Annotated in this window: 20 protein-coding genes; 8 read left to right on the plus strand and 12 right to left on the minus strand. The window is 62.3% G+C overall.

All coding sequences use genetic code 11. The features are described from left to right. Positions 1–39: 39 nt before the first annotated feature. The 5 genes from ybaL to PKB_RS00700 all read right to left on the minus strand — a co-directional run bounded on the left by ybaL (position 40) and on the right by PKB_RS00700 (position 6,354). Positions 40–1,722 (minus strand): YbaL family putative K(+) efflux transporter, encoded by a 1,683-nt coding sequence (ybaL, locus tag PKB_RS00680; protein WP_043248165.1) that lies wholly within the window; start codon positions 1,720–1,722, stop codon positions 40–42. A gap of 183 nt (positions 1,723–1,905) precedes the next feature. Beyond that, positions 1,906–2,409, minus strand: coding sequence for an acyl-CoA thioesterase (locus PKB_RS00685; protein ID WP_043248166.1), 504 nt, complete (start codon positions 2,407–2,409; stop codon positions 1,906–1,908). Between the two features lie 171 nt (positions 2,410–2,580). Then, complete coding sequence (locus PKB_RS00690; protein WP_043248167.1) at positions 2,581–3,339, minus strand: SDR family NAD(P)-dependent oxidoreductase; 759 nt, start codon at positions 3,337–3,339, stop codon at positions 2,581–2,583. Between the two features lie 173 nt (positions 3,340–3,512). Next, a complete protein-coding gene (locus PKB_RS00695) occupies positions 3,513–4,880 on the minus strand; it encodes a glutamine synthetase family protein (RefSeq protein ID WP_043248168.1) in 1,368 nt (455 codons plus the stop codon). Between the two features lie 79 nt (positions 4,881–4,959). Then, positions 4,960–6,354, minus strand: coding sequence for an aspartate aminotransferase family protein (locus PKB_RS00700; RefSeq protein ID WP_043248169.1), 1,395 nt, complete (start codon positions 6,352–6,354; stop codon positions 4,960–4,962). Between the two features lie 251 nt (positions 6,355–6,605). On the opposite strand from PKB_RS00700, the gene PKB_RS00705 reads away from it, so the two are divergent. Then, complete coding sequence (locus tag PKB_RS00705; RefSeq protein WP_043248170.1) at positions 6,606–7,271, plus strand: GntR family transcriptional regulator; 666 nt, start codon at positions 6,606–6,608, stop codon at positions 7,269–7,271. 5 nt (positions 7,272–7,276) lie between these two features. Here PKB_RS00705 and PKB_RS00710 read toward each other — a convergent pair whose 3' ends face one another. The 5 genes from PKB_RS00710 to PKB_RS00730 all read right to left on the minus strand — a co-directional run bounded on the left by PKB_RS00710 (position 7,277) and on the right by PKB_RS00730 (position 10,659). Continuing rightward, positions 7,277–7,489 carry a YgdI/YgdR family lipoprotein gene (locus PKB_RS00710; protein WP_043248171.1) on the minus strand — a complete coding sequence of 71 codons (213 nt, stop codon included), beginning with the start codon at positions 7,487–7,489 and terminating at the stop codon, positions 7,277–7,279. A 101-nt stretch (positions 7,490–7,590) separates the two neighbouring features. Further along, a complete protein-coding gene (locus PKB_RS00715) occupies positions 7,591–7,992 on the minus strand; it encodes an SMI1/KNR4 family protein (protein ID WP_043248173.1) in 402 nt (133 codons plus the stop codon). Positions 7,993–8,138: 146 nt separating this feature from the next. Further along, a complete protein-coding gene (locus PKB_RS00720) occupies positions 8,139–8,996 on the minus strand; it encodes a Tim44 domain-containing protein (protein WP_043248175.1) in 858 nt (285 codons plus the stop codon). A gap of 128 nt (positions 8,997–9,124) precedes the next feature. Then, positions 9,125–9,895, minus strand: a complete 771-nt coding sequence (locus PKB_RS00725; RefSeq protein WP_043248178.1) for an ABC transporter ATP-binding protein — start codon at positions 9,893–9,895, stop codon at positions 9,125–9,127. An 8-nt stretch (positions 9,896–9,903) separates the two neighbouring features. Next, positions 9,904–10,659: an ABC transporter permease gene (locus tag PKB_RS00730; RefSeq protein WP_052355139.1), complete on the minus strand. Its 756-nt coding sequence runs from the start codon at positions 10,657–10,659 to the stop codon at positions 9,904–9,906. A gap of 124 nt (positions 10,660–10,783) precedes the next feature. Between PKB_RS00730 and PKB_RS00735 the strand changes: the two genes are divergently transcribed. From PKB_RS00735 to PKB_RS00755, 5 genes are read left to right on the plus strand one after another with little or no spacing between them, the layout of a single operon-like run. Next, positions 10,784–11,521, plus strand: coding sequence for a sulfotransferase family protein (locus PKB_RS00735; RefSeq protein WP_084166544.1), 738 nt, complete (start codon positions 10,784–10,786; stop codon positions 11,519–11,521). Positions 11,522–11,539: 18 nt separating this feature from the next. Next, positions 11,540–12,463 carry a glycosyltransferase family 2 protein gene (locus tag PKB_RS00740; protein WP_043248179.1) on the plus strand — a complete coding sequence of 308 codons (924 nt, stop codon included), beginning with the start codon at positions 11,540–11,542 and terminating at the stop codon, positions 12,461–12,463. Beyond that, positions 12,460–13,464, plus strand: coding sequence for a glycosyltransferase family 2 protein (locus tag PKB_RS00745; RefSeq protein ID WP_043248181.1), 1,005 nt, complete (start codon positions 12,460–12,462; stop codon positions 13,462–13,464). The genes PKB_RS00740 and PKB_RS00745 overlap by 4 nt, the downstream gene beginning before the upstream one ends. 32 nt (positions 13,465–13,496) lie before the next feature. Then, complete coding sequence (locus PKB_RS00750) at positions 13,497–14,555, plus strand: acyltransferase family protein (protein WP_084166545.1); 1,059 nt, start codon at positions 13,497–13,499, stop codon at positions 14,553–14,555. Next, a complete protein-coding gene (locus tag PKB_RS00755) occupies positions 14,555–15,310 on the plus strand; it encodes a class I SAM-dependent methyltransferase (protein WP_043248185.1) in 756 nt (251 codons plus the stop codon). Before PKB_RS00750 ends, PKB_RS00755 begins: the two co-directional genes overlap by 1 nt. A 44-nt stretch (positions 15,311–15,354) precedes the next feature. Here the strand turns inward: PKB_RS00755 and PKB_RS00760 are convergent, their stop codons facing one another. Next, positions 15,355–16,173: a 2OG-Fe(II) oxygenase gene (locus tag PKB_RS00760; RefSeq protein WP_236658347.1), complete on the minus strand. Its 819-nt coding sequence runs from the start codon at positions 16,171–16,173 to the stop codon at positions 15,355–15,357. After that, positions 16,170–16,973, minus strand: a complete 804-nt coding sequence (locus tag PKB_RS00765; protein ID WP_052355140.1) for a 2OG-Fe(II) oxygenase — start codon at positions 16,971–16,973, stop codon at positions 16,170–16,172. Before PKB_RS00765 ends, PKB_RS00760 begins: the two co-directional genes overlap by 4 nt. 187 nt (positions 16,974–17,160) lie before the next feature. On the opposite strand from PKB_RS00765, the gene PKB_RS00770 reads away from it, so the two are divergent. Together PKB_RS00770 and PKB_RS00775 are read left to right on the plus strand one after the other, a co-directional pair. Beyond that, entirely contained in the window at positions 17,161–18,321 is a 1,161-nt protein-coding gene (locus PKB_RS00770; RefSeq protein WP_043248187.1) for an acyltransferase family protein, read from the plus strand. 45 nt (positions 18,322–18,366) lie between these two features. Beyond that, the gene (locus PKB_RS00775; RefSeq protein ID WP_052355141.1) at positions 18,367–20,232 is read left to right on the plus strand and encodes a sulfatase-like hydrolase/transferase; all 1,866 of its coding nucleotides are present in this window, start codon (positions 18,367–18,369) and stop codon (positions 20,230–20,232) included. Positions 20,233–20,242 lie beyond the last annotated feature (10 nt).

The following is a 20,242-nucleotide window of genomic DNA, read 5'->3' on the forward strand; positions in this document are numbered from 1 at the left end:
GGTGCGAGGCTGTTCGCGGATGAGAGCCGTTCCTACAGATCAAGCCGACTGCGGCATCTCCGGCTCGTGCCGGACGGGCGTTTCCTCCACCCGCTGAGCCATGCCCTGTGCGATCTCGCGTTCGCCCATGATCACCAGGTTGGCGCCGCTCTGCTCCAGGTACTCCACCTCGGCGTCGAAGTGCGCGCGGGCGATGATTTCCAGGTCGGCGCGGGCGCTGCGCGCCTGGCTGGCGATCTGCCCGGCCTCGAAGCCGTTGGGGATGGCGATCAGCAACCAGCGCGCGCTGGCCAGGTTGGCCTGGTTCAGCACGTCCAGGTTGGCGGCGTTGCCGACCACCACGCTGAGCCCACGCTCGCGCAGCTCGGCGGCTTTCTCGCGCTTGTCCTCGATCACCACCAGTGGTGTGCCTTCGCCTTGCAGGCGAGCGCTGATCAGCTCGCCGACCCGGCCGTGGCCGACCAGGATGGCGTGGTCGTGCTCGCGCACCGGTGGTGGCAGGTCCTCTTCGACGCTCGCGCCCTGGGTGGGCTGTGCTTCTTCCCGGCGCGCCTGCAGGCGCTCGATGGCGATGAACAGCAGCGGGTTGACCAGGATCGACAGGATCGCGCCGGCCAGCACCAGGTCGCGGCCCTGTTCGGGCAGCAGGTGCAGGCTGACGCCCAGGCCGACCAGGATGAAGGAGAACTCGCCGATCTGCGCCAGGCTTGCGGCGATGGTCAGCGCGGTGTTGTTGGGGTGGCCGAACATCCGCACGATGAAGTAGGCGGCGATCGACTTGCCGAACACGATCACCAGGAAGGTCGCCAGCACCGGCAGCGGCTCGTGAATCAGGATCGCCGGGTTGAACAGCATGCCCACCGAGACGAAGAACAGCACGGCGAAGGCGTCGCGCAATGGCAGCGAGTTTTCCGCCGCCTCGTGGCTCAGCTCCGACTCGTTGAGGATCATCCCGGCGAAGAAGGCGCCGAGGGCGAAGGACACGCCGAACAGCACCGCCGAGCCGTAGGCGATGCCCAGGGCGATGGCCAGTACGGCGAGGGTGAACAGCTCGCGCGAGCCGGTCGCGGCGATCCGCTCAAGCACCCATGGCACCAACCGGCGGCCGCCAAGAATCATCACGGCGACGAAGGCCGCGACCTTGCCGAGGGTCAGCAGGATCGGCAGCAGCACGCCGCCGCTGGTCTCGCCGGAGCCGCTGAGGGAGCCGGCCAGCGCTGGCAGCAGCACAAGAGTGAGGACCATGGCCAGGTCCTCGACGATCAGCCAACCGATGGCGATGCGCCCGCGCTGGGTGTCGATCAGCTGGCGCTGTTCCAGGGCGCGCAGCAGCACGACGGTACTGGCCACCGAGAGCGCCAGGCCGAACACCAGGCCACCGCCGAACGGCCAGCCCATGAACCAGGCCAGGCCCATGCCGAGCAGGGTGGCGACACCGATCTGCACCACCGCGCCGGGAATGGCGATGGCCTTCACCGAGAGCAGGTCCTTGAGCGAGAAGTGCAGGCCGACGCCGAACATCAGCAGGATCACGCCCAGTTCGGCGATTTCCTGCGACAGCGCCTGGTCGGCGACGTAGCCGGGGGTGAACGGGCCGGCCAGCACGCCGGCGAGCAGGTAGCCCACCAGCGGCGAGATGCGCAGGCGTTGGGCCAGGGCGCCGAGGACGAACGCCAGGACGAAGCCGGCGGCGAGGGTGGTGAGCAGCGGGGTGTGGTGCATCGTCTGGGCTCCGGGCACGCAGGGAGCGACCGTGCTGGAGAGCGCCGGTCGCTCGAAGGTGGATCACGGGGGCAAACCCGCGCTGGGGAAGTCTAGGCCCGGAAAGACGCTCGCGCCCGGCCGGGCAGCAAGGTTAACCCGTTGAAGCAGCGGAGCTTTTCGTTTTGCCAGAACGAATTCTTGTCAGGAAATGTCGGTCTTCTCGTCCCATTCCTCGCGCAGTGCCTGGTAGCGCTGCTCGAGCTCCTGGCGCAGTTGGCGGCGCTGCTGGGCCTGGACGTAGCGGCGCTTCTCCTCGCGGGTCCGCGGCTGCAGCGGCGGCACTGCGGTGGGTTTGCGCTCGTCATCCAGCGCCACCATGGTGAAGAAGCAGCTGTTGGTGTGGCGCACCGATTGCTCGCGGATGTTCTCGGTGACCACCTTGACGCCGATCTCCATCGAAGTGCGCCCGGTGTAGTTGACCGAGGCGAGGAAGGTCACCAGTTCGCCGACATGGATCGGCTCGCGGAAGATCACCTGGTCGACCGACAGGGTAACCGTGTAGTGCCCGGCGTAGCGGCAGGCACAGGCATAGGCGACTTCGTCGAGGTACTTGAGCAGGGTGCCGCCGTGGACATTGCCGGAGAAGTTGGCCATGTCGGGGGTCATCAGGACGGTCATGCTGAGCTGGTGGTTGCCGGGTTCCATAGCGATCTCGCAGGCGGGTGAGGGGAGCAGGACTGGACGCACGCAAGGGCGTCCGGCGACACAATCCTTTCTACATCCCGCCGGGCGCCGCGGCCAGCATTGCCCGCGACGCGCCGTGCGATAGCCGGACGAACAGCCTGCCGGGCCCGGCGAGCCCGGCAGTGGGAGGGTTCAGCGACCGGCAGAAAGGCCGAAGTCGATGGCCAGGTCCGCGCCGGTGATGGCCTCCGCCTGCGAGCTGCAGAGGAACCAGACCAGGTCGGCGACTTCTTCCGGGCGGATGAAGCGCGCTGCCTTGCCCTGCGGGTAATCGCGCAGCAGGGCGCGCTTGTAGGCGTCGGGGTTGCCCTGGCCGTAGCGCTCGGCCTGGTAGTCGAGCATCGGCGTGGCGATGTCCGCTGGCGAGATGGCGTTGACCCGCACGCCTTCCTCCGCCAGTTCCAGCGCCAGGGTACGGGTGAGCATGGTCAGCGCGGCCTTGCTCGCACAGTAGGCCGCCGAGCCGCGATAGGCCTGGCGCCCGGAGTCGCTGGAGATGTTGACGATGCAGCCGCGGCTTTCCTTCAGGTAAGGCGTGGCGGCCTGGCACATGTAGAAGGGGGCCTTGAGGTTGACGCCCAGCACCAGGTCGAAGTCGTCTTCGTTGAACTGTTCCACCGGGCCTTCACGCCAGACCCCGGCGGCGTTGATCAGGGCATCCAGGCGCCCGGTGCGGGCGAGGATGTCGGACATCAGGCTCTGGCAGTTATCCGCGCGGCGCAGGTCGGCGACCGCGCTGGCGTCCAGCGGCACCTGGGAGTTGAGGGCGTGCAGCCCGCTCTTGTCGACGTCGGTGGCGGCGATGCGCCAGTGGCTCTGGGCGAAACGTTTCGCGATGGCCTTGCCGAGGCCGCCGGCGGCGCCGGTGATCAGAACAACGGGGGTGCTCATCGTGCGGGTGATCTCCCTGCCTGATAAGGGAAAGGCGCCCCGCCAGGCAGCGACGGGACGCCTCAAGGACAAGGGCCGCACGCGCGGCCCTTGTATCTACTGACCAAGAAAAGACCAGAATCTTCGCTTTGCCAGGGTAATTTTTTCGTAAATCCCGTGGGACGTTCGTCGCCTTACGCGTGGGTCAGATACCAGCGCCAATCCTGCTCGCCGACCTCGCTGACGAACTGTCGGAATTCTTCCCATTTGATCGCCAGGAAGATCTTCAGGAACTCCTCGCCGAAGGCCTCTTTCGCCCAGGCGGATTGCTCCAGAGTGCGCAGCGCGGTCAGCCAGTCGGTCGGCAGCGTCTCGCGAGCCTGCTCGTAGCCGTTGCCAACGATCGGCTCGCCCGGCTCGATCTGCTCGCGGATGCCCTTGTGGATGCCGGCCAGGATGGCTGCGGCGGCCAGGTAAGGGTTGGCGTCGGCGCCGCAGATGCGGTGTTCGACGTGGCGGCTCTTGGCCGGCCCGCCCGGCACGCGGAAGGACACGGTGCGGTTGTTCACGCCCCAGCTCTTGGCCAGCGGCGCGTAGCTGTTGGCCTGGAAGCGGCGGTAGGAGTTGGCGTTGGGGCAGAAGATCGCCAGCGCGTCGTTGAGCGTGGCCATCATGCCGCCGATGGCGTGGCGCAGCAGCGGGGTGCCGTGCGGGTCTTCGCTGGCCATCAGGTTGTTGCCCTGCTCGTCGGCCAGGCTCACGTGCATGTGCATGCCGCTGCCAGCCAGGTCGCCGAACGGCTTGGCCATGAAGCAGGCGATCAGCCCGTGCTTGTTGGCTACGCCCTTGACCAGGCGCTTGTAGCGCACGCCTTCGTCGACGGCGCGCAGGGCGTCGAAGCGGTGCTCCAGGGTCAGCTCGACCTGGCCAGGCGCGTACTCGGAAATGGCGGTGCGCACCGGCAGGCCCTGGGCTTCGCAGGCGGCGTAGAGGTCGTCGAGGAACGGCTGCAGCTGTTCCAGCTCGTAGACGCCGTAGACCTGCGGCGCCTGCGGGCGCACGCCGTTGGCCTGCAACGCCGGTTGCGGCCGGCCGCTGGCGTCGCGGTTCTTGTCCAGCAGGTAGAACTCCAGCTCCACCGCCATCACCGGGTGGAAGCCGTCGGCCTTCAGCCGGTCGATGGTGCGCGCCAGCACATGGCGCGGGTCGCCGGGGGTCGCCGGCAGGCCCTGGGTCGGGTGCATGCTCACCTGCACCTGGCCGGTAGGCACTGCGCGCCAGGGCTGCAGGGTCAGCGAACCGGGGATCGGGAAGGTCCAGCAGTCGGCGTCGGCGACTTCCCAGACCAGGCCGCTGGCCTCGACGTCTTCACCCTGGATGGTCAGCGAAAGGATGGAACTGGGCAGCGGGCGGCCGTTCTCGAAGATCGCCAGCAGTTCGTCGCGGTGCAGCAGCTTGCCGCGCGGGATGCCGTTGGCGTCGATCAGCATCAGTTCGATGCTGCGCACGGCGGGATTCTGTTCGAGGAAGTCGCGGGCTTCCTGGGGATCGGCGAATTGCATGGTGGTCCTCGGTCGGCGCGTGGCGCCGGAATTTCTTGCGCAGGAACGAGCAGGCTCGCTCCTGCGGGTAGGGTTTCGATCAGGCCTCGCGAGCGCCCGGAATGGCCAGCAACTCGGTAATGCCGGCGTCCAGGGTGGCGATCAGCTTGTCGACGTCGGCCGCGCTGGTGGATGGGCAGCAAAGGGTCATGTTGTGGAAGGGCGTGATCAGGATGCCGCGGTTGATCAGGTAAAGGTGCAACGCCATCTGCAGTTCGTCGTGGAAGGCGGCCTCGGCTTCGGCGCCGGTACGCGGCGAGACCGGGCAGAACTGGAATTCGCTGCGCGCGCCCAGTTCGGTCACCGACCACTTCAAGTCGTGCTTGGCGATCAGGCTGCGGAAGCCATCGGCCAGGCGCTTGGCCAGCGGCAGCATGTGGTCGTAGGCCGCCTGGGTCATCACCTCTTCGAGGTTGGCGCGCATGCAGTGCATGGCCAGGGCGTTGGCCGAGAGCGTGGTGCCCATGCCGCTGTGGCCGTGGCCATGGCTGTCTTCCTGGGCCTGCTTGCGCGAGGCGAGCATGCGCTCGGCCATTTCCGCGCTGCAGCCGAAGATGCCGCAGGGCACGCCGCCGGCGATCGGTTTGCCGACCACGAAGAAGTCCGGGTCGAGGTTCCACAACTTGGTGCAACCGCCGATATCGGTGGAGATAGTGTGGGTTTCGTCGATGATCAGCAGGCTGCCGTACTTGCGGGTCAGCTCGCGGCACTTCTGCATGAAGCCCGGATCGGGCAGGACCATGCCGATGTTGGTCATCGCCGGTTCGCACAGCAGGGCACAGACGTCGCCCTGGGCCAGCGCAGCTTCCAGCGCCTCGACATCGTTGAACGGGATCGAGCGGCTGTACTGGGTCAGGTCGTAGGCCTGTCCGACCAGGCCGGAGCGCGGCACGGTCTCGCCGTCGCGGTAGCGCACCATCACGTCGTCGACGGTGCCGTGGTAGCAGCCGTCGAACACCAGCAGCGTCTTGCGCCCGGTGACGGCGCGCGCCCAGCGCAGCACGTAGCGGTTGGAGTCGGTGGCGGTGGCGGTCACCTGCCAGTACGGCAGGCCGAAGCGCTCGGCGAGCAGCTCGCCGCAGACCACGGCGTCTTCGCCCGGGAGCATGGTGGTCAGGCCGTTGTTGGCCTGCTCGGCGATGGCGCGGGCCACCGGGTCGGGCGAGTGGCCGAACATGGTGCCGGTGTCGCCCAGGCAGAAGTCGATGTACTCGTGGCCGTCGACGTCATAGAAACGCGCGCCCTTGGCACGTTCGACGAACAGCGGGCAGGGCGTCGACCAGTCGGCCATCCAGTGCATCGGCACGCCGGCGTACAGCGAATTGCGCGCACGCTCGGCGAGCGCGACGGATTTGGGGTTCTGGTCCAGGAAACGCTGCCGCTCTTTGGCGGTGAAGGTTTCGACGGCCTGTTGGGAGATTCCGCTGGCGGTCATCTTGCACACCTCGTTTGTTTTTCTGCACATCATCCTCATTTGTGATCACAAAAATGTCAATACAGGTTGAGGAATGCCTGATAATCTCCCCTTCAGATGTTTTTGTGATCACAAATGGAATCGACCCTTTTCGCGCCGGCCGTGCGACGGAACGGGCATTCGGATGCAATGAGGTAACACCGAGATGATGCACAACTGCAGCCTGACCTTCGCCCAACTGCCGGCGCCGCCGGTCCGCGCGGAGTGATCCCATGGCCGACAACCTCCAGGAACAGCTCTACCAGAACCTGCGCCAGGCCCTTTTGAGCGGGCGCTTCCAGCCCGGCGAGCGGTTGAAGATCCGCGACCTGGCCGACGAATGGGGCACCAGCCCGATGCCAGTGCGCGCTGCCTTGCAGCGGCTGGTCGCCGAGGGTGCGCTGGAGGGCGAGCCACAGCGCTCGCTGCGCGTCCCTGTGATGACGCGCGAGCGCTTCCTGCAGATCCTGCAGATCCGCCAGTCGCTGGAAGGCTTGGCCGTGGAGGACGGGGTGCCGCGCTTGCGCACGGCGGACCTGGAGGTGCTGAAGACCTGCACCGAGCTGATGGAAGAAGCCGTGCAGCGCCGCGACGTGCAGGCCTACCTGGAGCACAACAGCCGCTTTCACCTGACGCTCTACCGCGCCTGCGGCAATCCCACGCTGCTACGCATGATCGAGGCGCTGTGGCTGCAGGTCGGGCCCTTCTTCAACCGGCTGTTCACCGAGGCGGACCTGTCCCAGCGCCTGAACGACTTCCATGAGCACGCCCTGGAGGCGATTCAGCGCGGCGACGCCCAGGGCGCGCGCGCCGCCATCGAGCAGGACCTGGCCTACTTCGGTCAGTACCTGCTCAATCTGCTCGCGCTGGAGTCTGGGGGGCGGCGGGATGTCCGCTGAGGGCGTCAGATCGACTTGATGTAGCGGACGTTGTCCTTCTTGATCAGGATGGTCTGTCCGTTCAACTGCTCGAATTCGTAGTAGTCGTTGTATTTGTCGAAGTCAGCGTGGTCCTTGACCAGGACTTCGCTGCCATCCTGCAGCGACACCACGGCCTTGTTGGCACAACCGGCAAGGCCGAGCAGCAGCACGCTGAGGAGAAGGAATTTCGCTTTCATAGAGTCTCCACGGGACAGCGCAGATCGACCAAGGCGAAGGAGACGATCTGCGGGACTGCCGGTGTGACAACCCGTCCGCGGGGAAATTCAGAAAAATCGGATCAAGTGTCGAGCCACACGTCGCGCGCCCAGGTCCACACCGAGTCCCAGGTCTCCTCGGTGAGCTCTCCGTCGGCCCAGAGCACCACTTCGCCGTCCTGGCCCACGGCGTAGTAATCGTCGCCATCGGCGCACAGCGGGATGAACTCGCGCGGCAGGCCCATGGCCCAGGCGACGGCAGCGACTTCGGGCAGGTACGTGTGCGATTGCGGATCGGTGACCGTAACCGGTTCCAGGCGCCCGTAGACCACGTCGCTGACTTTGAGCAGGAACTCGCGGAACTCCGCAGGTATGCCGATCAGCAGTTCCTCTTCGATCTCCACCAGCAGCTCTTCGTCCGGCAGCTCCAGCGGCACCGGAACCGGCTCGTTGAGTTCACGCAATTGCTCGATCACATCTTCCACGGCAGGAACCTCTCGATTGACTGGCGCGCTTTATACAGTAGTAGCCTGCTCCCGGCGCAAGATCGTTGCCGGCCAGGCAGGCTGACCAGCGGCGCGCCCAAGAAAAAGCCCGGCAGGTGCCGGGCTTTTTCTTGCTACGTAGGCGATCAGCCGTTCTGGCGGATACCGGCCAGCAGCCAGGGTTGGTCCTGGCCCTGGGCGCGTTCCATGCGCCAGCTTTCGCTGAAGGTCTCGCCCTGGTCGAAGCGCGAGGTCTTGGAGACGCCGCTGAAGGTCAGGGTGGCGATGGTCTTGTCGGCCTGGTCGTCGACGCCTTCCAGTTGCACCTGCAGGTTGTCGATGTAGGTGGACTGGTAGCCGTCGCCCAGCTCGGCGCGCTCCTGCTTCAGCCACTGCAGCATCTGCGGGGAGACGAACTCGGCGATCTTGTCCATCTCGTTGGCGTCCCAGTGCTGCTGCAGCGCCAGGAAGTGCTCACGGGCTGCGCCGACAAAACGCTTCTCGTCGAACCAGGCCGGGGCGCTGATCACCGGGCGCGCGGCCGGTTGTGCGGAACCGCCGAATACCGACGGCTGCGCCGGCATTTCACGCTGCATGGGCGCATGGCCAGCCATCGCCGGTTGGGCGTGCTGACGGCGACGAGCGGCGATGAAACGGAAGGCGATGAACGCGACCAGCGCGATCAGCAGCATGTCCAGCAGCTGCATGCCCTGGAAGCCGTCGCCCATGAACATGGAGGCGAGCAGGCCGCCGGCGGCGATGCCGGCCAGCGGGCCGAGCCAGCGCGAAGCGCCACCAGCGGCGGCAGCACCTGCAGCTGCACCGGCGGCCGGCGCGGCGACGCCCGGAGTGGTCGGCGCGGTGTTCGGTTGTACCTGACGGGTCTGGTGGCTCGGCGCCGAGCCCATGCTCTTGCCGCCACCGAAACGTTTGGCGGCATTGACGTCGAGGCTGAGCGTCACGGCGACACAGAAAGCCATGGCAAGGCTGATGAAGCGCTTCATCGTGGTCATTCTCTTGGTTGGAATACGACGCGCGCCATGTTGCCCAGCATTGCCCCCAGCGGCCAGCCGGATTTTGTTTCGGGCTTTTGCCCCTGCCGGCTAGAGGGCTTATCCGGCAGGGTTGTAGGTCATGTCTGGGGCGGAGCTTCCGCCTGAGCTGCTTTGAGTAGGCGTTCGGCTTTCTGCATTTCGCGAACGGCAATCCTCACCGTTTCCTGATAGCCATCAAGCACATAATTGACTTCGCCGCATACGATGGACTTGCCGCGCTCAATCCAGAGCGCTCGATGGCAGAGGCCGCGAATGGCCTCCATGCTATGCGAGACCAGGATAACGGTCTTGCCCTGTTCGATTTTCCTTTTCATCGCGGCGTGCGACTTCTCTCGGAAGCTTTGATCGCCGACGCCAAGCACTTCGTCGATCAGCAGAATATCCGGATCGGCATGGATGGCCACGGCAAAGCCGAGGCGTGCGCGCATGCCAGTGGAGTAGGTGCCAACGGGGCGCTCGAAGAATTCACCCAGCTCGCTGAATTCGTAGATGTCGTCCATCTGCCGACGAATCTGTTCACGCGTCATGCCTAGCAAGAGGCCGCTGATGACGACGTTGTCGCGTCCGGACAGCTCGGGTTTGAAGCCGACGTTCAGGGCCAGCAGGCTGGCATTCAGCCGCTTGCGGCGCTGCAGGCTCCCGCGGTCAGGGTCGACGATGCCGGCGATCAGGCGCAGCAAGGTGCTCTTGCCGGCGCCGTTGTTGCCGATTACCCCCAGTGTTTCGCCTTCGTAGAGATCGAAGCTGACGTCCTTCAGCGCCCAGAACGACTCGTAACGCAGCATCCCGACGCGCTGCCGGTAGGAAAGGCCGATGTTTTCTGCCCGCAGGATCACTTCAGAGGACATGTTTCACCTCAGTACAACAGCTTGGGATAACGGCGGTCGTTGCGGTGAAGGATCCACAGAGACAGGCCGAGAAGCGGCAGGCTGACCAGCAATACGTAGAGCTGTTCACTCCACGCCGGCCACTGATTGTGCAGCAGCACATCGCGGTAGGCCGTGATCATGGTGGTCATCGGGTTCAGGCTCAGCAGCGGCGCCATGGACGGTGGGATCTCATGAATGCTGAAGAACACGCCGGACATGAACATCATCAACATGAGCACGTTGTCCACCACCTGCCGTAGGTCAGGCACGAACGGCAGTATCGACGCCAGCAGGAAACCGAAGGCAATCGTATAAAGCAACTGGTTGACCATCAGCACTGGCAGCGCCAGCCATTCGGCAGAGGGGCGGTAACCACTGCCGAGCAGGAACGCGATCAGCAGCGTCAGGATGATCAGGAATTTAACCGTGTTGCTGAGAATCGGGATCAGCGCGAACACGTATTTGGGGACATGAATCTGCTGGATGAGCCCGGCGTTACCCTGAATCGCGTTGCTGGCCTGGCGCACCGAACCGTCGAACCATTTCCAGGCGACCATGCCGCTGAGCAGCAGGGGAACATAGCCAGGGCGGCTGTGGCCCAGGGCTAGACCAAAAACGATATAGAACGCGCTCATGTACATCAGCGGTTCGAGGATCCACCAAAGAAATCCAAGGAAGCGCCGCGCTACTTCGGTGCGCAGATCGCTGTAGACGCCGAATAGGATGATGTCCCTGTGATTCATATGATTCTTGTTGGATTGAAAAGGGCTGGGTATTTAAACACAATGCCACTCAAGCAGCGCATCGAGCCAGTTCCGAGCAAGATGTGCCGAGAACGCGCTAATTGATAACAAAAACGAGTTGGTAATGCGCTTATTCGATTTCCTCTTCGGCTTCTCCCGCAAGTCCTCCGAAGCTCCCAGTGACCTGGTATTGACGGTCGTAGGCATGCATCGCAGCGGCACCAGCTTCCTGACCGGCTCGCTGCAACAGGCGGGCCTCGAACTGGGCAAGCACAGTACCTGGAACCCCCATAATCTCAAGGGTAATCGCGAGAATGGCGATATCGTCGCCTTCCACGACTCGCTGCTTGGTGCCCGTGGTTTCGCCTGGGACAATCCGCCAAACGAAGCCATCGACTGGACTGAAGAAGAGTACGCGTCCGCCCGCGAGCTGATCGCCTCCTACGACGGAGCCAAGCGCTGGGGGTTCAAGGATCCCCGCGCGCTGCTGGTGATGGACGGTTGGCAGCAGCTACTGCCTGAGATGCGCTTCGTCGGAATCTTCCGTCACCCGTCGGCAGTGGCCGATTCGCTCCATGCTCGGGGCGGGATGCCACGAGAGCAGGCGCTGAAGCTCTGGCAGGCATACAACCAGCAACTGTTGGCATTGCATCGGCGGAAGGCGTTCCCGGTTCTGTGCTTCGACGAGGACGAGCACGTCTTGCACCGCAAGCTCGATAAGGTCATGCGCAGCTTCGGGTTGGTTCCCCCCAGCGAGGACCGCTTCTTCAGCTCCGAGCTCAAGCACCATGAGGGTGCCCAGGAGCCCCTTTCGGCGGAACTGGAAGCCACTTATCGCGCCCTGCGTGCCATTGCCTATTGAATCGAGAGGAGCGGCGTCATGCCCTTATTCCGCCGAGCCCCCCGCCTGAGCGTCGTGGTCATCGTCTACAAGATGCCCGACCAGGCCGACAAAACGCTCCACTCGCTGAGTCCCGCGTACCAGCAGGGCGTCAACGAGCGTGACTATGAAGTCATAGTGGTGGAGAACCACTCCGATCGCCTTCTGGGTGCAGAACGCGCTGTGCGGCATGCAGGCAACGTCCGTTATTTCCATCGCAACGAGACCGAGCGTACGCCGGTGCATGCGATCAATTTCGGTGCCTCCGTAGCGCGTGGTAGCCATCTGGCGATCATGATCGACGGTGCCCGCATGTTGTCGCCAGGCGTGATTCGCCATGCCCTGGACGCCTTCCGTCTGGCGCCTGAAGCTGCAGTTTCCGTCCCTGGCTATCACATCGGTCACAAGCTGCAGCAGGTGGCGGTGAACGAGGGCTATAACGAGGATGCCGAACATGTGCTGCTGCAGGGCATTGAATGGCCGAGCAACGGTTATCGGCTATTCGACATCGCGGTGCTCAGCGGTTCCTGCCAGGGCGGTTTCTTCCAGGCGAACTACGAAAGCAACTTCATCGGCATGTCGCAGCGAAAGTGGAAGGCACTGGGCGGCGTGAACCCGCGCTACAACGATTTCGGAGGCGGCAACGCCAACCTCGATCTGTACAAGCGATTGCTCGAATATCCCGACACGCCGTTCTACTTGCTCTACAGCGAAGGCTCGTTCCACCAGTTCCATGGGGGTGTCACTACTGGCACTCTGCGCGAGGAGCGCGATCGGGTGTACAAGCTGCTCGACGAGCAGGACAAGCAGATTCGAGGCGAGAATCGAACCCCGCCGAGCGTGAGGCCGATCCTGCTGGGGACGGTTCATCCGCACATCTACCGATTCCTCGACCATTCGCTCAGCCGGGTGAAATCCGCATGACTTCGCATACCGATCTGAAACCCTTGCTGTCGATCATCGTCATCGCTTACGACATGCCGCGACAGGCGCTCAACACTCTAATCAGTCTGTCGCCGGGATATCAGGAAGGCGTCGACGCCGGCGATTACGAAGTCATCGTTGTCGAGAATCGTTCCCGCCGGAACATGGATGCCCAGGCGATTTCCCAGCTGCCTGGCAACTTCCGCTATTTCCTGCGGGACGAACCGGGCGTATCGCCGGCGGGGGCGATCAACTTTGGCTTCTCCCAGGCGCGCGGACGCTACATCGGTCTGATGATCGATGGCGCGCGGATGGTGACGCCCGGGGTTGTGCAGTACGCCTTGATGGCCTTCCGAATGACACCGGAAGCCATGGTGGTGGTGCCTGGCTATCACCTGGGGGAGGACGACCAGCAGTACCACCTGACCAAGGGATACACCGAAGCAGTCGAACAGCAGTTGCTGGCAAATATCGGCTGGCCTTCAGCGCCTGGCAGTGGCTACCGGCTATTCGATGTCAGCTGCTGGAGTGCGGCCAATCCCCATGGCTACTTCCACCCCTTCATGGAATGCAACTGCCTATTCATGGACGCCGAGATATTCCGCGACATCGGCCAGGCGGACGAGCGATTCGCCATGGCGGGGGGCGGGAGCCTGAACCTGTTCATCTATCGCAAAACGGCGATGCACCCCCGCACCCGCTCGGTGATGCTGGTTGGCGAAGGTTCGTTCCACCAACTGCATGGCGGGGTGACGACCTCGGAATTCGAGGGGCGTGACGACCTGCTCAAACAGCAGAACGACCAGCTCTGCGAGCTCTTGGGCTACCCGTTCCGCTCGCCGACGCTGGAGCCGATTCTGCTCGGGCAGGTGAAGGCGCCGTCAATGCGCTACATGCACCGCTCGATCGAGCGGGGCATGGACCGAGTCAAGCGCTGTGCGATGCGCAAGGAGGACCCGTTCGCGGATCAGGCGAAAAAGATTGCAGAGACTAGCGCGTGAGTGGGGGGCCTCGACTACGGGTTCTGGATGACTTGCGCGGCATCGCCATTCTGCTTGTGCTGGTTATGCATGCCGTAACAGCGGTCTTTGGAACAAGCCGCCCTGCTGGAGCCCCGTTCTGGAGTGCGTTTGTCTATGCCGGTGGAAGCGGGGTTACTCTGTTCTTCATGTTAAGCGGGATACTGGTCAGCCGACCATTTCTCCGGGCTGCTCGCGATGGAGCATCAATTAATCTGCTCGACTACGGAGTGCAACGGGCCTTGCGAATCCTGCCGTTGTACTATTTGGTGGGGATGCTGGGGATGTTGTGGACCGGTACGTTGGAGCAGGCATTCAACGTGCTGACCTTCCGCGCCAACAATCTGGACGTAGGTGAATACAGCACCGTCTGGTGGAGCTTGCAGACAGAGGTCCAGTTTTATTTGATCTTGCCATTGGCATTCCTGGTCTATCGGGCGATTGGCGGGCGTTGGTTATTCCCATTGCTAATGATCGTAAGCTTTGCGGTTGTTCTGGCATTTATATTCGGGCGAATATCGATGTCATCTGCGGAGCGCGCCGTTAATCTGACGATGTCATTTCTGGGCCGATCTCCGGCGTTTATTGCAGGCGTTCTGATAGCCTATCTGTATGAGCGAGGCTCTGTCCCGAATTTACCGGCACCTGTCGCATGGCCGCTTCTAATAGGTGGGGTCGTGCTGCTGCAAATGGTGCTGCAGCATCTGCTTGATACCTGGGGGCCATTGTTCGCATTGCGATATCCACCAGCAATCCTCCTGGAAGCCGTTGCCTGGTCGTTCATCGCTCTCGTCGCTTTGGCTTCGGGACGACCGCTCATTGGGCGCGCCAGTGGTTTTTTACGTTATTTGGGGCGAATCTCGTTTTCATTGTATTTGCTTCATATCCCGATCCAGTACGTGCTGTTGTCCGAACGTAGCAGGCTGGACCTAAAGAATGACCATGCCGTTCTAGTACTGATTCTGTTGTGCTCTGTTCTGGCTTCACACGTGACCTATTGGATGATCGAGCGCCCAATGCTTCGGCTGAAGAATCGTCTGAGGCCCAATCCCATTGTTCCGGAGATTGTGTAATGACCAACGTCTACCTTCCGCCTTCCATCCGTCATTTCGATCCTCTGCGCATGGTCTTCAGCACCTGGGTCGACCATATCCCGTTCGGCTACGACATCGTGGCGGCCGTGCGTCCCAAGATGCTCGTCGAACTGGGAACGCATAACGGAATGTCGTATTTCACCTTCTGCCAGTCGATGAAGGAGAATGACATCGACGGTGTGTGCTATGCGGTGGATACCTTCGAAGGTGATGTGCACTCCGACAAGTACGATGAGTCGGTCTTCACCTCGGTGAGTAATCACAACCGGCAGAACTACTTCGGCTTTTCCTATGTGTTGCGAATGCTGTTCGAAGAGGCGCTGCGGCACTTCGACAATGAGACTATCGATCTGCTGCACATCGACGGTTTGCACACTTATGAGGCGGTCAGCGAAGACTTCGCTAATTGGTATCCGAAGGTCCGGCCCGGCGGCATCATCCTGTTCCATGATGTCATGGCTCGCCTGCAGGACTTCGGCGCCTGGAAATTCTGGGAGGAGCTTCGTGGGAAGCACGAGACCTTCACCTTCAATCATGGTTTCGGTCTCGGGGTGCTGCGTAAGCCGGGTGGTGACCGTAGCCAGGATTCCGAATTGATCAAGCTGCTGTTCGACAATCCGTCGGATGAGCGCGCGGCCAAGCTAAGGGCTTTCTATGTTCATGCCGGCAGGCATTTGGAAAACATGCGCAAGGTAAAGCGCATGAACAATGCTCCCAAGCCCGTAGAGGGTTGAACGAAGAGCACCTCGCCGCTTGCAGGCGAGGTGCCACGATCCAGCTAGTGCCGATAGGCCTCCGGCAGGTCTTGCCAGAGGGTAGCGTTGCCGTTGGGTAGTTCTTCTTCCCGTGGTCGGTTCGTGTAGTAGTACAGCGCGATCGAACGGCGATAGATGCCGTCCGGGCAGTTGAGCGGATGCGGATGCCCGTGGTAGGAGTCGGCGCTGGTGGTGAAGATCACGCAGCGGTTCAGCACGGGCAGAACTCGTTTGGGCGGCCCTTGCATTTCGGCGTCCCACAGCTCCAGATGCCCACCCCACTCTTCCTTCCAGTCGGGATTGAGATAGAGCAGGAAGTTCAGGCGTCGGTCGAGGCTGTACTTGCGGTGGTTGGCGAAGTCCGCATGGATCTTCAGTAGACCGCCACGAGCGATCTGGTGGATGCCGGCGCCTAGCAATTCGGGATCGGAAATCAGCGCGCGGATCCCGGTCAGCTGAGTGAGGGCGTCCAGGAACCCCTTTGAATTGAGCTCCCAGATCAGCTCCCGATAGACAGAGGGCATCGCCAGGATGTCCTTGAGGTGGCGTTTATCTTTCTGGACGTAGCCATCACCTTGGGGCTCGCGATAGGTACCGTCGATCCATTGGGCCTTCGCCTGATCAATCGGGTACTGATCAATCAGCGCCTGCGCGACGTCATCCGGCAGAAAGTTATCGATGACGATATGCGGGAACGGCTGGTTATCCACGTAGGTTCGGTTGAGCGCCCCGAACTCGCTCTTGAGTCGTTCGTGATCCAGCAGGGTCGGGCGGTTGGCAAAGACAGAGGGTGTGTCTGCACGAGTGGGCTCTGCCAGCCATTTTCTGAGGAGTTGCCTCACGCGTCATGCTCCTTCTGATCAGGCAGTTCTCGCCAGTCCGTGGAAAAGCCAGGCTGTGCTTCCCCTTCTGGGCGACCGTTGGTGTAGTAGTACAGAGCAAGCGACTTGCGATAGGTGCCATCCGGGCAGGTGAGAGGATGCGGGTGGCCATGAAAGGAGGTGGCGGTGGTGCTAAACACGACACAACGATTGACTACCGGGAGCACGCGTCTGGGTGGGCCTTTCATCTCGCCATCCCAGAGCTCCAGGTGGCCGCCCCAGTTCTCCTGCCAGTTCTCGTTGAGATAGAGCAGGAAGTTCAGGCGACGATCGAGACCGAACTCGCGGTGAGTGGAAAAATCAGCATGCACCTTGAGAAAACCGCCTCGACCGATCTGGTGGATGCCTGCACCACGCAGGTTCGGATCCGGAATCAGGTTGGCGATGCCGGTCAGTGCGGCGAGGGCGCCGAGAAATGCATGGGAATTGAGCTCCCAAAACAGCTGGCGGTAGGTCGGTGGCATCTGCAGGCTGTCGCGGATATTGCGCTTGAGCAGCTGTACATATTCGCCGCTGGACTTGTCCTTGTGCGATGCGTCGTTCCACAACGGACTGTGTTGGTCGTGGGGATACTCCTTCAGCAGCCGATCCAGCACCGCAGGGGGCAGGAAATCGTCAATGACGATGTGGGGATACGGGGAGTTGTTCTGGTATTGCTTGGCCAGGCCTGCGAGTTGGGCGCCGAGAGAGTCGTAGTCGAGCAGCAGCCCGGCGTCGGCCGCGGGATAATGTCTTCGCGATGGGAAGAGTGTTTTAATCATTGTTCTTGTTTTCCGTTGGGGGCCGAAAGTACCGGCTTCCTGTGATTCGGATACATCATGCGCACCGTAGCTTGTTGGCCCATCGGAGCATTGAGCCATGAACCGCGAGGTGTTTGCCAGCCTTCGCCGGCACAATGCTAATGTCGGTCCACTTGGACATAAGAATAATGATTGGAAGCAATAAAACGTGCTGAATGTGACGGGAAATTCGGGAATCAAACGCTCTCGAGAGCATCTGGCTCAATGCGAGTCTGTTCGTGGCCTGGCCATCCTGCTGGTGTTTGCCTTTCATTTCCTGGGCGATGTCTATGGCTACAAGATGCGCCCGGATGCGTCTTATCTGTCCAGCTTCCTGTTCGGTGGCGACACCGGCGTCTCCCTGTTCTTCGTTCTCAGCGGATTCCTTCTGACTCTGCCGTTCTTCAGCGGCACCCCGCTCAAGCTCGGTAAGTACCTGCGTAACCGGGCTTTGCGCATCTTGCCGATGTATTACTTGATGGTCCTCGTGGCCGGCTGGTGGACCGGGCAGTGGCAGCAAGTTCCGAAGGCGTTGGCGTTCCAGGAACTCAAGATCTCAGAGCTATTCCCCATGGGGGCGGTTTGGTGGAGCCTGGTCGTAGAGGTCCAGTTCTACCTGCTGCTGCCGTGCATCTTCCTGCTGGCCCAGCACAAGTTGGGACGTTGGTTGCTGCTGCCGCTGCTGGCTGCGGGAATCCATATCTACTGGCAGATCAGCCAAGTGCCGCTGGATCAGCTGAATCAACTGGATGGCTGGGTGAACTACCGTAATACGTTGCTTGGGCGTTGGCCGCTGTTCGGCGTTGGAGCGATGCTGGCTTGGACGCATGTCTGGCTTGGTCCGCGCCTGCAAGCGAGTCAACTGGCCAGCCGGCGTTGGCCTGGGTCACTGGTCCTGCTGTTGGCGTTGCTGCTGCTGGCGGTGGTCCTGCACCGACGGGTTGCTTACCTCGGAGCTTTTCCGGCGCATGCACTGTGGTTCAGCCATTACTTGCTGGAGGCCATCGGCTGGGGGATCTTTCTCTTTGCGCTGCTCCACCTGCGCCCGCTCGGTAGCGCCTTGCTCGTCAATCCCATCTTCCATCGTGCAGGGCTCTGGTCGTATTCACTGTATCTGGTCCATACCTCAGTGCTGTTTTTGGTCGGGGGCCGGATCGCGAGAAAGCTGGGGCCGCTGAGCGACAATCCGCAGTTACTGATCGCCGTGGGACTAGGGCTTCTGGCATTGTCCTGTGCGATATCGGCTGCAACCTACCACCTTGTCGAGCGACCGTTCCTCAATCTTAAGAAGCGCCGCTGGCGCACTGTGGCCGCGCCGGTACAGGGATGATCCGGAGCTGCGCCCTATTGTTCATTGCCGGGGGAAGGCTGAATCATGTTGTTGTTGCCAGGTGCTCTACGCGCTACGTTCGCTCTTTGCCTGCTGGTCCTCGGCGGGACTCCGATGCTGCTCCAGGCTGCAGAAAACCGTCCCAACATCCTGTTCATTCTTACCGATGATCTTGGCATCAACGACATCGCGTCCTGGGGCGATGGCCAGGCACCAACTCCGACTCTCGATGCCCTCAGCCGGCAATCGATCCGTTTCCGCCAACATTACGTCGACAGCACATGCTCGGTCAGTCGCGCAGCGCTACTGACTGGCCGCGTGCCGGTTAGCATCGGCTTCGAGCCTGACGGCCTAGGCCTTTCGCCCGATCTGCCCACGCTGCCCAAAGCGCTTAAGCAACTGGGTTATGCAACCCACCACATCGGCAAATGGCACGTGGGCGAGGGACTGGAGTATCCGCAGATCGAGCCAAGCAACCAGGGTTTCGACGACTGGCTGGGGATGATGAACCACTTTGTCTTGCAGGGTCCTGGTCCAGACGGCAAGCCGTTGGGGCGTCGCCCGACGTATTACGATCCGTGGCTGCAGGAGAACGGTGCACCGCCAGTTCGGCACAAGGGGCACCTCGACGACCTACTCACCGATCGCGCCATTGCGCTCATGGAGCATCCGACATCGCGGAAGCCCTGGTTCATCAACCTCTGGCTACTGTCGCCTCACAAACCGATCCAGCCATCGCAGAGCTTCGCCGCGAAGTTCCCGAATACGCCCGAAGGTAAGTACCTGGCGCTCCTCGCCCAGTTGGACCACAACGTCGCCCGTCTGCTTGATGCGCTGGAGCGCAGCGGTCAGTCCGGCCGGACCATCGTGGTGTTCGCCAGTGACAACGGCAGCCCCAATGAAAATCGCAACAGCAACTTTCCATTGATCGGAACCAAGGCTACTTACTTCGAGGGCGGCGTACGGGCTCCCCTGCTGGTGCGCTGGCCGGGGCACACTGGCAACCGGGACATCACGATCGCCACGCACGAAATGGACCTCTTCCCAACGTTGGTCACTTTGGCCGGGGGCAAGGCCCCCAAAGGGCTAGATGGTCGAAACTTGGAGCCGCTTCTGGAGAGCGGCGCGGCACCGCGTCCGCTGGAATTGTTCTGGGCCGCTGACAATCCATTCAAAGGCATGAGTTACGGCGGGCATCTGCCCGGCAAAGGCCTGTTCTATCGCAACTGGGGTGGTGAATTGAGCAGTGCTGCGGTAACCGGTCCACTACTGCCGGGCGTACCGCGCACGACCAAGCACGAGGAGTTCGCGCGCGAGCAGACGTCTTCGATGATTAGGCAGTGGGAGCTGAAGCACCGGCCACTCCCGCTAGCCTGGAAGAAGCCTGCCGACGGCAAGCCTGGCGTTTTGACTGGCCGTGATCTGCAACGGTCGCCAGTGTTTGGCAGCTATGCAATCGGCATGGGACTAGGTCCTGCAAGGCCCGACCATTCGCAGACACTGCTGGATCAACCTGGTCTGTGGAAGGTCGTGTTGGATGAAAAGGGTCGGGTCCGTATTGAGCACAGCGGCAAGTCGTTCATTGGCCAGACGCTTGTGCTGGATCGCGGCTGCAATGCATTGGTGGTGACTGGATTTGTCCATCCCATGGCTACCTACCCGTTCCCTGCTCAGGCCAGTGCTCACTTGACGGTCTATCTCAACGGCAAGGTGCTGCTGGATAGCAGTGATCTCATTGTCCGCCCGGCTGATCCCAAGTTGCTCGCCAACCCGACCTACATCGGTGCCGCGGCTGACGGGTCGCAGCCATTCGGCGGCACCATCAGCCGGCCGGTAGTAGTGGGCAAGCAACTCATGCCCGAGCAGGAGGGCTACCGCCTCGCCGACATGGAGCGGGCGGTTTGTCACTGAGGCTGGTGGG

The organism is Pseudomonas knackmussii B13 (genome assembly GCF_000689415.1).
GTDB classification, from domain to species: domain Bacteria; phylum Pseudomonadota; class Gammaproteobacteria; order Pseudomonadales; family Pseudomonadaceae; genus Pseudomonas; species Pseudomonas knackmussii.